This window comes from Microvirgula sp. AG722 (assembly GCF_003269145.1).
GTDB lineage: Bacteria > Pseudomonadota > Gammaproteobacteria > Burkholderiales > Aquaspirillaceae > Microvirgula > Microvirgula aerodenitrificans.
On record NZ_QLTJ01000001.1, the window covers coordinates 694,228 to 707,112 of the forward strand.

Here is a 12,885-nt window from a genome sequence, read left to right on the forward strand (position 1 = left end):
GCTTCGATGCAGGCGGAAGGTTGCCGCCCACGTCGTCATTCGGCGATAATCGCATGATTTTTTTGCAGGCTTTCGCGTCCTGCGCCTCCGGTGACCCTCCGACCCGGACGCCGTGCCGCGCGGCAGGCCCGCCTACACAGCCACTCTTCCGAGGTTTTTTTGATGGTCACGCGCAAAGAGCTCGCTGACGCCGTTCGCGTTCTCAGCATGGATGCAGTGCAACAAGCCAATTCCGGCCACCCCGGCATGCCGATGGGGATGGCGGACATTGCCGTCGCATTGTGGAAGCATCACCTTAAGCATAACCCTGCCAACCCGAAGTGGGCCGACCGCGATCGCTTCGTGCTGTCGAACGGGCACGGCTCCATGCTGCTGTACAGCCTGCTGCACCTGACCGGCTACGATCTGTCCATCGACGACCTGAAGCAGTTCCGCCAGTTGCATTCGAAGACGCCGGGCCATCCCGAATACGGCTACGCGCCGGGCATCGAGACCACGACCGGGCCGCTGGGGCAGGGTATCACCAACGCGGTCGGCATGGCGCTGGCGGAGAAGGTGCTCGGCAAGAGCTTCAACCGGCCGGGCCACGACATCGTCGACCACCGCACCTGGGTCTTCCTCGGTGACGGCTGTCTGATGGAAGGCATCAGCCATGAGGCCTGCTCGCTGGCCGGCACCTGGGGCCTGTCCAAGCTGACCGCGTTCTGGGACGACAACGGCATCTCCATCGACGGCGACGTCGAAGGCTGGTTCACCGACGACACGCCGAAGCGTTTCGAAGCCTACGGCTGGCACGTGATCCGCAACGTCGACGGCCATGATGTCGACGCCGTGCTGAAGGCCATCGACGCCGCCCGCGCCGAAACCGGCAAGCCGACGCTGATCTGCTGCAAGACCGTGATCGGCATGGGCGCGCCGAACAAGCAGGGCGGCCACAACGTGCACGGCGCCCCGCTGGGCGCGACCGAAATCGCCGCCGCCCGCGAATTCCTCGGCTGGCCGCATGCGCCGTTCGAGATCCCGGCCGACATCTATGCCGGCTGGAGCGCCCGCGACAGCGGCAATGCCGCCGAAGCCGACTGGACCGCGCGCTTCAATGCCTACCGTGCTGCATACCCGGCCCTCGCCGACGAATTCGAACGCCGCATCGGTGGCAAGCTGCCGGCCGACTGGGCCGCCTTCGCCGCCGACGTGGTCGCGCAGATCGCCGCCAAGGGCGAGACGCTGGCCACCCGCAAGGCATCGCAGAACGCCATTGAAGCCTTCGCGCCGAAGCTGCCGGAGCTGCTCGGTGGCTCGGCCGACCTGGCCAGCTCGAACCTGACGCTGTGGTCCGGCTCGAAGGACGCCAACAGCGCCGAAGGCGGCAACTACGTGTACTACGGTGTGCGCGAGTTCGGCATGGCCGCAATCATGAACGGCCTGTACCTGCACGGCGGCTTCAAGCCGTACGGCGCCACCTTCCTGATGTTCAGCGAATACGCACGCAATGCACTGCGCATGGCGGCGCTGATGAAGATCAGCCCGATCTTCGTGTTCACCCACGACTCGATCGGTCTGGGCGAGGACGGCCCGACCCACCAGCCGGTCGAACAGGTCGCCACCCTGCGTCTGATCCCGAACATGGACACCTGGCGCCCGTGCGACACGGTGGAATCCGCCGTGTCCTGGCAGGCTGCCATCGAGCGCAACGACGGCCCGAGCACGCTGATCTTCAGTCGCCAGAACCTGCCGTTCATCCCGCGTGATGCCGGTCAGGTGGCCGCAATCCGCCGCGGCGGCTACGTGCTGCGCGATGCCGACAATGCCCGTGCCGTGCTGATCGCCACCGGCTCGGAAATCGAGCTGGCACTGAAGGCGCAGACCGCGCTGGCCGGGCAGGGCATTCCGGTTCGCGTGGTGTCGATGCCGTCGACCAGTGTGTTCGACCGCCAGGGCAAGGACTGGATCGCCTCGGTGCTGCCGAAGGCGCTGCCGCGCGTCGCCATCGAAGCCGGCCACCCGGACGGCTGGCGCAAATACGTCGGTCTGGACGGCGCCGTGGTCGGCCTCGACCACTTTGGCGAATCCGCGCCGGCCAAGGTGCTGTTCGAAACCTTCGGCTTTACCGTCGACAACGTCGTCGCCACGGTGAAATCGGTACTGTAAGCCTGACCGGCGGCGCCTGCGGGCGCCGCCGCACCCTTTACGAATGACTGGAGATCTACGCCATGGCTCTTCGCCTTGCCATCAACGGATACGGCCGCATCGGCCGCCAGGTCCTGCGCGCCATCTACGAATACAATCTGCGCAACGAATTTGAAGTCGTGGCGGTCAACGCCTCCGGCGACCTGGCTACCAATGCGCACCTGACCGCCTTCGACACCGTCCACGGCCGTTTCGCCGGCGAAGTCAGCCATGACGACAGCCACCTGATCATCAACGGCGACGCCATTCCGTTCTTCGCCACCCGCAACCCGGCCGAACTGCCGTGGAAGGCGCTGAATGTCGACCTGGTGCTCGAATGCACCGGCGCCTTCACCTCGAAGGAAAAGGCCCGCGTCCACCTCGAGGCCGGCGCGAAGAAGGTGCTGATCTCGGCGCCGGGCGGCGATGACGTCGATGCCACCGTGGTCTATGGCGTCAACGATGACGTGCTGCGCGCCGGCATGACCGTGGTCAGCAACGCCAGCTGCACCACCAACTGCCTGGCACCGGTCGCCAAGGCGCTGAACGACAGCCTCGGCATCGTCAAGGGCCTGATGACCACCATCCACGCCTACACCAACGACCAGGTGCTGACCGACGTCCGCCACAAGGACCTGCGCCGCGCCCGTTCCGCCACCCAGAACATGATCCCGACCAAGACCGGCGCGGCCAAGGCCGTCGGCCTGGTGCTGCCGGACATGGCCGGCAAGCTCGACGGCTTCTCGGTGCGGGTGCCGACCATCAATGTGTCGCTGGTCGACCTGACCTTCGAAGCGGCCCGTGACACCACGGTGGCCGAAGTCAACGAACTGATGAAGGCGGCGGCCGACGGCCCGATGAAGGGCGTGCTCGGCTACAACACGCTGCCGCTGGTGTCGATGGACTTCAACCACACCCGTGAGGCTTCGCACTTCGACGCCACGCTGACCAAGGTGTCCAACGGCAACCTGGTCAAGGTTCTGGCCTGGTACGACAACGAGTGGGGCTTCAGCTGCCAGATGCTGAATACTGCCCGCGCGATGTTCGCCGCGCGTCAGTAATCCCCCGGAGGGCCGCTACGGCCCTCCACTCAATTTATTAACGGGCTCCAAGGCCATGCATTTCAACAAACTGACCGACATCAATCTCGACGGCAAGCGCGCGCTGATCCGCGTGGACATGAACGTGCCGGTGAAACACGGCAAACTCGGCGACGACACCCGCATCCGCGCGTCGATGCCATCGATCGAACACTGCCTGAAGCACGGCGCCGCCGTCATCCTGATGTCCCACCTCGGTCGCCCGACCGAAGGGGAACCGCGGCCCGAGGACAGCCTCGCGCCGGTCGCGCAGCGTCTGTCCGAGCTGCTGGGCCAGCCGGTACCGGTCATTACCGCATGGCAGGACGGCATCGACATCAAGCCGGGCCAGGTGGTGATGCTGGAAAACGTCCGCCTGAACCGCGGCGAGAAAAAGAACCTGCCCGAGCTGGGCCAGGCGTATGCCAGCCTGTGCGATGTCTTCATCAACGACGCGTTCGGCACCGCCCACCGTGCCGAGGCCTCGACCCATGCCGTTGCCCGCTTTGCGCCCCTGGCCTGTGCCGGCATCCTGCTGACCGCCGAACTGGAAGCCCTCGGCCGCGCCCTGGAGGCCCCGGCCCGCCCGCTGGTCGCCATCGTCGCCGGCTCCAAGGTGTCGACCAAGCTGACCATCCTCGAATCGCTGGCCGACAAGGTCGACCAGCTGATCGTCGGCGGCGGCATCGCCAACACCTTCCTGCTGGCCGAAGGCCATGGCATCGGCAAGTCGCTCGCCGAATCCGAACTGGTTGGCGAAGCGAAGAAGGTCATTGCCAAGATCCGCGCCAATGGCGGCGATGTGCCGCTGCCGACCGATGTGGTCGTCGCGCCGGAATTCTCGGAAAACGCCGACGACACGCTGAAGCTGGTCGATGACGTCACCAAGGACGACATGATCCTCGACATCGGCCCGCAGTCCGCATGCCGCCTGGCCGAAATCGTCGCCCATGCCGGCACCGTGGTCTGGAACGGCCCGGTCGGCGTGTTCGAGTTCGACCAGTTCTCCGGTGGCACCCAGACCCTGGCGCGCGCCATCGCCGACAGCGACGCGTTCTCGATCGCCGGCGGCGGCGATACCCTTGCCGCCATCGCCAAGTTCGGCGTGACCGACCGCATCGGCTACATTTCCACTGGCGGCGGCGCCTTCCTCGAATTCCTGGAAGGCAAGGAATTGCCGGCCGTCGCCATCCTGGCCGAACGCGCCTCGCACTGATCCCGGTCCCGGCAGATGCCGGCCCGGCAACTCCTGGAGTGGCCCATGTCGTTCAATACCTGGCTCCTGTTCGTCGTGACCGTGTTCTTCGTCTCGGCCACTCCCGGCCCGAACATGCTGCTGGCGATGACCCACGGCATTCGTTATGGCGTGCGCCATACGCTGCCGACCATGTCCGGCCTGCTGGTCGGGCTCGGTCTGATCATGGCCGGTTCCGCCGCCGGACTGGGGGCGGTACTGGCCACGTCCGAGCTGCTGTTCGCCGTCATCAAGTACGCCGGCGCCGCCTATCTGATCTGGCTCGGGCTGCGCACCTGGTTTGCCCGGGTCGAAGCGCCCGCCGTCGCCGAGACCGATCCGCAGCTGCGCGATGCCAGCTGGCAGCAGCGCTTTCGCACCGGTTTTCTGGTGTCGATGAGCAACCCGAAGGCTTTCATTTTCTTTACCGCCCTGTTCCCGCAGTTCATGCATGCCGATGCGCCGCAAGGCCCGCAGTTGCTGGTGCTGGCCATCACGTTCTACGTGATCGAGACCAGCTGGCAGTTCGTCTACGCCACCGGCGGCGCCCGGCTCAAGCACTGGCTGACCAGCCCGTTGCGGATGCGCTGGGTGAACCGCTTTGCCGGCAGTTCCTTCATGGTGGCCGGCGTTGCGCTGAGCAGCGTGAGCAAGGCCTGATCATTACCCGTTCGCGCGCGGCCCCTGCCGTGCGCGCCGTTTTCTGGAGAATCCAAACATGGCTCTCGTTTCCCTGCGCCAGCTGCTCGATCATGCAGCCGAATACAGCTATGGCCTGCCGGCCTTCAACGTCAACAACCTCGAACAGATGCGCGCCATCATGGAAGCCGCCGACAAGGTCGACGCGCCGGTGATCGTCCAGGCCTCGGCCGGTGCGCGCAAATACGCCGGCGCACCGTTCCTGCGCCACCTGATCCTGGCCGCGATCGAAGAGTTTCCGCATATCCCGGTGGTCATGCACCAGGACCACGGCACCAGCCCGGATGTGTGCCAGCGCTCGATCCAGCTCGGCTTCAGCTCGGTGATGATGGACGGCAGCCTGAAGAGTGACGGCAAGTCCCCGGCCGACTACGACTACAACGTCGACGTGACCCGCACCGTGGTCAACTTCGCCCATGCCTGCGGCGTGTCGGTCGAAGGCGAGATCGGCTGCCTCGGCAGTCTGGAAACCGGCATGGCCGGCGAGGAAGACGGCGTCGGCGCCGAAGGCGTGCTCGATCACAGCCAGTTGCTGACCGACCCGGAAGAAGCCGCGCAATTCGTCAAGGATACCGGCGTCGACGCGCTGGCCATCGCCATCGGCACCAGCCACGGCGCGTACAAGTTCTCCAAGAAGCCCACCGGCGACGTGCTGCGCATCGACCGCATCAAGGAAATCCACGCCCGCATCCCGAACACCCATCTGGTGATGCACGGCTCGTCCAGCGTGCCGCAGGAATGGCTGAAGATCATCAACGAGTTCGGCGGCGATCTCGGTGAAACCTATGGCGTGCCGGTCGAGGAAATCGTCGAAGGCATCAAGCACGGCGTGCGCAAGGTCAATATCGACACCGACCTGCGTCTGGCCAGCACCGGCGCCGTGCGTCGCTTCCTGGCCCAGCATCCGGCCGAATTCGACCCGCGCAAATTCCTGAAGGTCTCCACCGACGCGATGCGCGACCTGTGCATCGCCCGCTACGAAGCCTTCGGCTCGGCCGGTCAGGCCAGCAAGATCAAGCCGGTCAACCTCGACACCATGGCCAATCGCTACGCCAGCGGCGCGCTGGCCCAGGTCGTGCGCTAAATCCCGCACCTTTCGTCCCCGCCGTGGGCATGACATGGCCCGGGCAGGCATCAGAGGCCGTTCGTCCGCGAACGGCCTCTGTCGTCTATGCCGTCCGGACGATGGCAGCCCGGCCGTCGAACGCATATAGTTCCGTTGCCCCGTCTGTCACCCATCTGAAAACGCCATGCAGCTACACATCCTGTACTTCGCCCGCCTGCGCGACACCTTCGGCCGCGCGGAAGAACACCTGGAATTCTCCGGCACCACCATCGGCGCCCTGATCGACCTGCTGGTCGCCCGGGGCGACGACTGGCGCGAAGCGCTGGGAGGCGGGCGCCCGTTCCGCGTCGCCCGCAACCAGGCGATCGCCACCGTGGACACCGTGCTCAGCGAGGGCGACGAAATCGCGATCTTCCCGCCGGTCACCGGAGGCTGAAATGGACGTCCATATCCGTGTCAGCCACGACGACTTCGATACTGCCGCCGAGATCGCGCGTTACCAGCGCCCCGGTATCGGCGCCGTGACCGCCTTTGTCGGCCTGGTCCGCGATTTCGGTGATGGTGACAACGTGGTCGCCCTGGAACTCGAGCACTATCCGGGCATGACCGAAAGCGAACTGGCGGCCATCATCGATGACGCCGGCCGCCGCTGGCCACTGGATGGCGTCACGGTTATCCACAGGGTAGGCCGGCTGGAACTGTCCGAACGCATCGTGCTGGTCGTCACCGCCTCGGCCCACCGCCGCGCGGCCTTCGAGGGCTGCGAGTTCGTCATGGACTGGCTGAAGACCCGGGCGCCGTTCTGGAAGCGCGAATGGGGAGCGGATGGTCAGTCGCGCTGGGTGGACGCCAAGGACAGCGACGACAGCGCCGCCGCGCGCTGGGAAGATACCCCCAAATAAGTCACACCCTGCCCACACTTTATCCATAGACTTGTCCACAGCGCGGCGTTGTCCCGCTTCCGCCCAGACCGTGCCACCGCGATTTTCATCCACCGTTTTATGCACAGGCTGCGCGGCAATGTTTCCCGTGAAACATTTCAGCAATGGCAGCAGAAAATCCTGCAATAACAGCATGTTCCGCGTGAAACCGGAATAAGCCCGCCATAAGACAAGAGTATTGACAATTTCCATGCACAAAGTTATCCACAACTCAACCCGGATTTTCCTGCATGGAAAATAAGACCGGAAATGTCCGCGCCTACTCGGCACTGATCCTGGCAGGCGGCCAGGCATCGCGGATGGGCGGCGTCGACAAGGGCTGGGTCCGCCTCGGCCAGACGCCGCTGATCCGCTGCTCGCTCGTGGCGCTGTCACGCCAGGCAGAGCCGCCGCGGCAGGTTCTGATCAGCGCCAACCGCCACCTCGACGACTATGCGGCACTGGGCGTACCGGTGCTGCCGGACGTGCTTCCCGGCTCGCTCGGACCGCTGGCCGGCCTGCACGCGGCACAATTGTCCCCATTGTTATCCACAGGCGAACCGCTGCTGGTCATCAGCGTGGACACGGTCAGACTGCCGGACAATTTCGCTTCGCGATTACTGGATGCCCTGGCAGCCGGCCACGACGCCGTATCCGCCAGCGACAGTGAGCGCTGGCACCCGACACTGATGATGGTCAGGACCGGCCAGGCCGCGTCGCTGGCGGATTACCTGCTTGGCGGCGGGCGCAGCATCCGCGGCTGGCTGGGCGGCCTGCGCCACGCCACGGTGGCATTCGGGCAGCCGTTCCCCAATCTCAATACGCTGGACGATGTGGCCAGCCTGGCGGCCGGGCAGGGCGGTGTCGCGCCCGACTGAAGGCCGGCTTTTCGACCGTGCTGTCCACAGCCGCCAGACAGAAAGAAACCGCCCCGTGGCCGATGCCACGGGGCGGTTTCTGTTTCCACTGCCGATGCTTACTTGCCGGACGGTGCGCCGTTCTTCGCCCGGCGGGCGCGGACCGCATCGGCCAGGGTGCCCAGCAGGTCGACCGTATCGTCCCAGCCGATGCACGCGTCGGTGATGCTCTGGCCGTAGGTCAGCGGGCAGTTCGGCTTCTGGTCCTGGCGGCCTTCGACCAGGTGCGACTCGATCATCACGCCGAAAATGTGTTCGTCGCCACCGGCCAGCTGGGCAGCGATGTCATCGCCGACTTCCATCTGCCGGCGGAAGTCCTTGCGGCTGTTGGCATGGCTGAAGTCGACCATCAGCTTCTGCGGCAGGCCGACGGCGGCCAGTTCGGCCGCTGCGGCCTGCACGTGCGCAGCCGAGTAGTTCGGTTCCTTGCCGCCGCGCAGGATCGCATGGCAGTCCGGGTTGCCGCCGGTGTTGACGATGGCGGAATGCCCGGTCTTGGTCACCGACAGGAAGTGGTGGGAATTGCCGGCGGCACGGATGGCGTCGATGGCGATCTTCAGGTTGCCGTCGGTACCGTTCTTGAAGCCAACCGGACAGGACAGACCGGACGCCAGTTCGCGGTGCACCTGCGACTCGGTGGTCCGCGCGCCGATCGCGCCCCAGCTGATCAGGTCGGCGAAGTACTGCGGCGTGATCATGTCGAGGAATTCGGTCGCGGCCGGGATGCCCTGGTCGTTCAGTTCCAGCAGCAGCTTGCGCGCAATGCGCAGGCCCTTGTTGATATCGTAGGACTCGTCCAGGTTCGGGTCGTTGATCAGCCCCTTCCAGCCGACGGTCGTGCGCGGTTTCTCGAAGTAGACCCGCATCACCACCACCAGCGCGTCTTCGTGCTGCTGGCGCAGCGCCTGCAGACGATTCGCGTACTCGTGCGCGGCAGCGGTATCGTGGATCGAACACGGGCCGACCACGACCAGCAGACGGTCATCCTCACCATGCAGCACGCGGGAAATATCGCGACGCGTATTAAAAATCAGTTCCGACGCCGCCTCGCTGATCGGGAGTTCATACAGATGGGCGATCGGCGGAAGCAGTTCCTTGATCTCACGGATTCGGACGTCGTCGGTCTGGCGTTGCATGATGAAGGCTTTCGGCTGCGAGGGAAAATGTTGCGAGGCATCAAATCTATCGCGCTTTGCCGGCAGGTGCAAACGCGATACCGCGCCGTCATGGACCGGCGACAGGATTCCCGGCAAGCAAAACGCCGCCCGTGAGGGCGGCGCAGGCTCATGGCGGCAATGTCGCCAGACATTGCCGGGGTGCCGGATCAGTCGGCGAACTGCTTCTTCAGCCGTTCGCGGCGTTCCTGGGCTTCGACCGACAGCGTCGCGGTCGGGCGGGCCAGCAGGCGCTTGAGGCCGATCGGCTCGCCGGTGTCTTCGCAGAAGCCGTAGGAGCCGTCTTCGAGCTTCTTCAGCGTCGACTGGATCTTTTGCAGCAGCTTGCGCTCGCGATCGCGGGTGCGCAGCTCCAGCGCGTATTCTTCTTCCAGTGTGGCCCGATCCGCCGGGTCCGGCGTGGCCTCCTGCTCTTGCAGGTGGTTGGTTGTGGCACTGGCGTTGTTGATCAACTCTTCCTGCATCTGCAGGAGACGTTCGCGGAAGAACTCCAGATGATCGGCGTTCATGTAGTCGCTATCGTCGCCGTTCCAGTTGAGGACGTCCTGTTCGGTCAGCTTGGCCATATTTGTTATCCGGCGAGATGAAAACGGCGGGCAGATTACCGGTGGTAGCGCTTGAGAGCAACCACCGCAATGCGGGGACATGCCCCGTTCCCCCGTTTCAACGCACATATATAGAGGGGGGAATGCCGTTCTACAAGGTATTTCAATAAAAGTGAAGCGGGAAAACGATCCCCGCTCCGGACGGTCGACAAACCCCGCCAGGTCAGGACGCTGCGGTCCGCGAGGTTCCCCCGCGACGGGCGAGGGTGGTGGCCGTCGGTGCCCACCTTTTATAGCAGCATGGTGCGGAAAAGCGGCCACGTGCGGTGATGCGCCGGACGCAAGGCGGGGACGATGCCGCCGCGCCCGGCATGGAGCGCCAGATTACTTCTGCGACAGCACCCACTTGACCAGCGTCTTCGCATCCGCTTCGCTGATGTTGTTGGCCGGCATCGGGACCGGACCCCAGACACCCGATCCGCCCTTCATCACCTTTTGCACCAGCGCGGCTTCATTGCCACCCTTGTACTTGGCAGCCACGTCCTTGAACGCCGGGCCGACCAGCTTCTTGTCGACGGTGTGACAGGACATGCAGTTCTTCTGCTGAGCCAGTTGCAGGTTGGCAAACGCCGGCAGGGTCGTCATCGTGCCCAGCACGGTCAACGCCACGAGTATTTTTTTCATCGATTGTTCTCCACAGGGTAATCAGGCCACGCGGGGACACTGCCCCGCGTGCGCGTCAGCATACTCTTTATTTTTCTGGAAAATATTGATCAACCTCTAGGCAACTGACATAAACCGCCGTCAGTCGGCCCCGCTCAGACACCGAACTGCAATTGTGCCAGCAGCATCCGCTCCAGGAAGGCTATCGGCAGCATCAGCACCACCTGAAGCACGATCAGCAGCGCCAGCGGCGACAGATCCACCTGGCCGATCATCAGCCGGCGGAACGGCCGCAGGAACGGTCGCGTCAGCAGTTCCAGCAACGGTGCCAGCGGATTGTACGGGCTGACCCAGGACAGTACCGCCTGGACGATGACCGCTCCCATCAGCAGGTAGACCGTGGCACGGAACACATACAGTACCGCCAGCAGCGCCATCGACAGCCAGTTGGATGGCAGTGCGAAGTTGTACGGCAGCGGTGCCAGCACCAGCAGCAGCACGATGGCGATCAGCGAGGTCAGCCACGCGGTCAGCAGCGTGGCCGTATCGTAGCCGCGCCAGGCCGGAATCCGCTTGCGCAGCGGAAGTACGATAAAGTCGGTGGCCGAACGGACGAACTGGACCAGCGGATGGCGCAACGGCGCGTTGGCCAGCTGCAGGTAGAAGCGCAGCAGCAGGACCAGCACGAACAGGTCGGAGGCGGTCTGGATCAGGAAACGCAGGGTATCGGCTAGCATCGGCTCAGCTCCGCGAGAAGTCGGCGCTCATTTCGACCGCCCGGGCGCGGCAAGCCAGCGCACCGCGCACGATGGCCTCCTTGACCCGGTCATCCTCGAAGCTGGCGATCGCCCGCTCCGTGGTACCGCCCTTGCTCATCACCTTGCGCTTGAGTTCACCAGCCGGCTCGCCGCTGTCGCGCAGCAGCGCGATGGCACCCTCGAACGTTTCCAGCGCCAGTTGTCGCGCGGTCTCGGCATCGAAACCGACGTCGCGGCCGACCGCTTCCAGCGCTTCGACAAAATGGAACACATAAGCCGGACCGCTGCCGGACACGGCGATGACATCGTCGATGCCGCTCTCGGTCCCGACCCACAGCACGCGACCTACCGCCGTCATGATCGCTTCGGCGGCGTTCCGGTCGGCCACGGCCACGTCTGCCGCCGCGTAGAGGCCGCTGACGCCCTTGCCAACCAGGGCAGGGGTGTTGGGCATCACCCGCACGATGCGCGTCGTGCCGCCGCTCCAGCGCGACAGGGTGGCGATATCCACGCCGGCAGCGATCGACACCAGCAGCGCGCCGTTCAGTCGCGGGGCCAGTTCGGTGCAGACCGCCTTCAGGTTCTGCGGCTTGACCGCCAGCACGATGACATCGTCGGCAGACAGCGCGGCGGACAGGGCGGACAGCGCCGTCACGCCATACTTCGCCGCCAGGGCATCACGCTTTTCCTCGCTGTGTTCGACCACGCTGATCGTCGTTCCGGGCTGGCGGTACAAACCGCCGATGATGGCGGTGGCCATATTGCCGCCGCCAATAAACAAGACGTTCATGAGTGCTCCAGAAAAAGGGGGGTTAACGCACGCCGTAGTCGCGCGCACCGAAAATCGCCGTACCGACCCGAACCAGTGTCGAGCCGGCGCCGATGGCCGTTTCCAGATCGGACGACATGCCCATCGACAGCGTGTCGAGTGTCAGCCCGTCGGCGCGCAGCTGCTCACGCAGCGCCGCCAGCCGGGAGAACTGGCCGGCCAGCGTGGCCGGGTCGGCATGCGGGTCCGGTATGCACATCAGCCCGCGCAACGTTAACCGCGGCAACTTAGCCACGGCTTGCGCGAGGGCAATTGCCTGCCCGGGCTCGCAGCCGCTCTTGCTCTGCTCGCCGGAGACATTGACCTGCACACAGACGTTCAGCGCCGGCAGCTGTGCCGGGCGTTGTGCCGACAGCCGCTCGGCAATCTTCAGCCGGTCGACCGAATGCACCCAGTGTGCCAGCTCGGCCACGACGCGCGTCTTGTTGCTTTGCAACGGGCCGATGAAATGCCACTCGATATCGGTCAGTGACGCCAGTTCGGCGCACTTGCTTTCCAGCTCCTGCACATAGTTTTCGCCGAAGGCACGCTGCCCGGCGACATGGGCGTCGCGGATGGCATCGGCGGGAAAGGTCTTGCTCACGGCCAGCAGGCGTACGCTGCCCGCAGGCCGGTTCGAGGCTTGTTCCGCCAGGCGGATACGCTGGTTCACCTGCTCCAGCGCGGAAGAAAGGGACATTGTCATGTTTTCGCGTTGCGGTGGGGGTAAACGGTTTCTACAACTCAGAATGCAGTCATGCCACTCGCGGAGAAAGTATAAACGGTGCGTTGACGGCCGGACTGCGGTGATTGGCGGGCAGCAACGGCTTGCAAGACCCCGGCGCGCACCACCAC

At 64.9% G+C, this 12,885-nt stretch carries 14 protein-coding genes; 8 read left to right on the plus strand and 6 right to left on the minus strand.

Going from position 1 to position 12,885, the window contains the following annotated elements; translation table 11 throughout:
* The first annotated feature begins 162 nt into the window (after window positions 1-162).
* The 8 genes from tkt to DFO50_RS03275 all read left to right on the plus strand — a co-directional run bounded on the left by tkt (window position 163) and on the right by DFO50_RS03275 (window position 8,042).
* Window positions 163-2,148 (plus strand): transketolase, encoded by a 1,986-nt coding sequence (gene tkt / locus DFO50_RS03240; protein ID WP_107888958.1) that lies wholly within the window; start codon window positions 163-165, stop codon window positions 2,146-2,148.
* A gap of 62 nt (window positions 2,149-2,210) precedes the next feature.
* On the plus strand, window positions 2,211-3,227 hold the full coding sequence (gap, locus tag DFO50_RS03245; protein WP_028498677.1) for a type I glyceraldehyde-3-phosphate dehydrogenase: 1,017 nt from the start codon (window positions 2,211-2,213) through the stop codon (window positions 3,225-3,227).
* A gap of 55 nt (window positions 3,228-3,282) precedes the next feature.
* Window positions 3,283-4,461 (plus strand): phosphoglycerate kinase, encoded by a 1,179-nt coding sequence (locus tag DFO50_RS03250; protein ID WP_028498678.1) that lies wholly within the window; start codon window positions 3,283-3,285, stop codon window positions 4,459-4,461.
* Between the two features lie 45 nt (window positions 4,462-4,506).
* The gene (locus tag DFO50_RS03255; RefSeq protein WP_028498679.1) at window positions 4,507-5,139 is read left to right on the plus strand and encodes a LysE family translocator; all 633 of its coding nucleotides are present in this window, start codon (window positions 4,507-4,509) and stop codon (window positions 5,137-5,139) included.
* Window positions 5,140-5,197: 58 nt separating this feature from the next.
* Window positions 5,198-6,262, plus strand: coding sequence for a class II fructose-bisphosphate aldolase (gene fba, locus DFO50_RS03260; RefSeq protein WP_028498680.1), 1,065 nt, complete (start codon window positions 5,198-5,200; stop codon window positions 6,260-6,262).
* A 166-nt stretch (window positions 6,263-6,428) separates the two neighbouring features.
* Window positions 6,429-6,680, plus strand: a complete 252-nt coding sequence (gene moaD, locus DFO50_RS03265) for a molybdopterin converting factor subunit 1 (RefSeq protein WP_028498681.1) — start codon at window positions 6,429-6,431, stop codon at window positions 6,678-6,680.
* A 1-nt stretch (window position 6,681) separates the two neighbouring features.
* On the plus strand, window positions 6,682-7,146 hold the full coding sequence (locus tag DFO50_RS03270) for a molybdenum cofactor biosynthesis protein MoaE (protein ID WP_107888959.1): 465 nt from the start codon (window positions 6,682-6,684) through the stop codon (window positions 7,144-7,146).
* Between the two features lie 269 nt (window positions 7,147-7,415).
* Complete coding sequence (locus tag DFO50_RS03275; RefSeq protein ID WP_028498683.1) at window positions 7,416-8,042, plus strand: molybdenum cofactor guanylyltransferase; 627 nt, start codon at window positions 7,416-7,418, stop codon at window positions 8,040-8,042.
* A gap of 98 nt (window positions 8,043-8,140) precedes the next feature.
* On the opposite strand, the gene aroG is transcribed toward DFO50_RS03275, so the two are convergent.
* From aroG to DFO50_RS03305, 6 genes are all read right to left on the minus strand, one after another.
* Window positions 8,141-9,217, minus strand: coding sequence for a 3-deoxy-7-phosphoheptulonate synthase AroG (gene aroG, locus DFO50_RS03280; RefSeq protein ID WP_028498684.1), 1,077 nt, complete (start codon window positions 9,215-9,217; stop codon window positions 8,141-8,143).
* A gap of 188 nt (window positions 9,218-9,405) precedes the next feature.
* On the minus strand, window positions 9,406-9,822 hold the full coding sequence (gene dksA, locus DFO50_RS03285; RefSeq protein ID WP_028498685.1) for an RNA polymerase-binding protein DksA: 417 nt from the start codon (window positions 9,820-9,822) through the stop codon (window positions 9,406-9,408).
* Between the two features lie 363 nt (window positions 9,823-10,185).
* Entirely contained in the window at window positions 10,186-10,485 is a 300-nt protein-coding gene (locus DFO50_RS03290) for a c-type cytochrome (protein ID WP_028498686.1), read from the minus strand.
* Window positions 10,486-10,619: 134 nt separating this feature from the next.
* The gene (locus tag DFO50_RS03295) at window positions 10,620-11,201 is read right to left on the minus strand and encodes a YggT family protein (protein ID WP_028498687.1); all 582 of its coding nucleotides are present in this window, start codon (window positions 11,199-11,201) and stop codon (window positions 10,620-10,622) included.
* 4 nt (window positions 11,202-11,205) lie between these two features.
* A complete protein-coding gene (gene proC, locus DFO50_RS03300; RefSeq protein WP_112692014.1) occupies window positions 11,206-12,012 on the minus strand; it encodes a pyrroline-5-carboxylate reductase in 807 nt (268 codons plus the stop codon).
* Window positions 12,013-12,034: 22 nt separating this feature from the next.
* The gene (locus DFO50_RS03305) at window positions 12,035-12,736 is read right to left on the minus strand and encodes a YggS family pyridoxal phosphate-dependent enzyme (protein WP_028498689.1); all 702 of its coding nucleotides are present in this window, start codon (window positions 12,734-12,736) and stop codon (window positions 12,035-12,037) included.
* Window positions 12,737-12,885 lie beyond the last annotated feature (149 nt).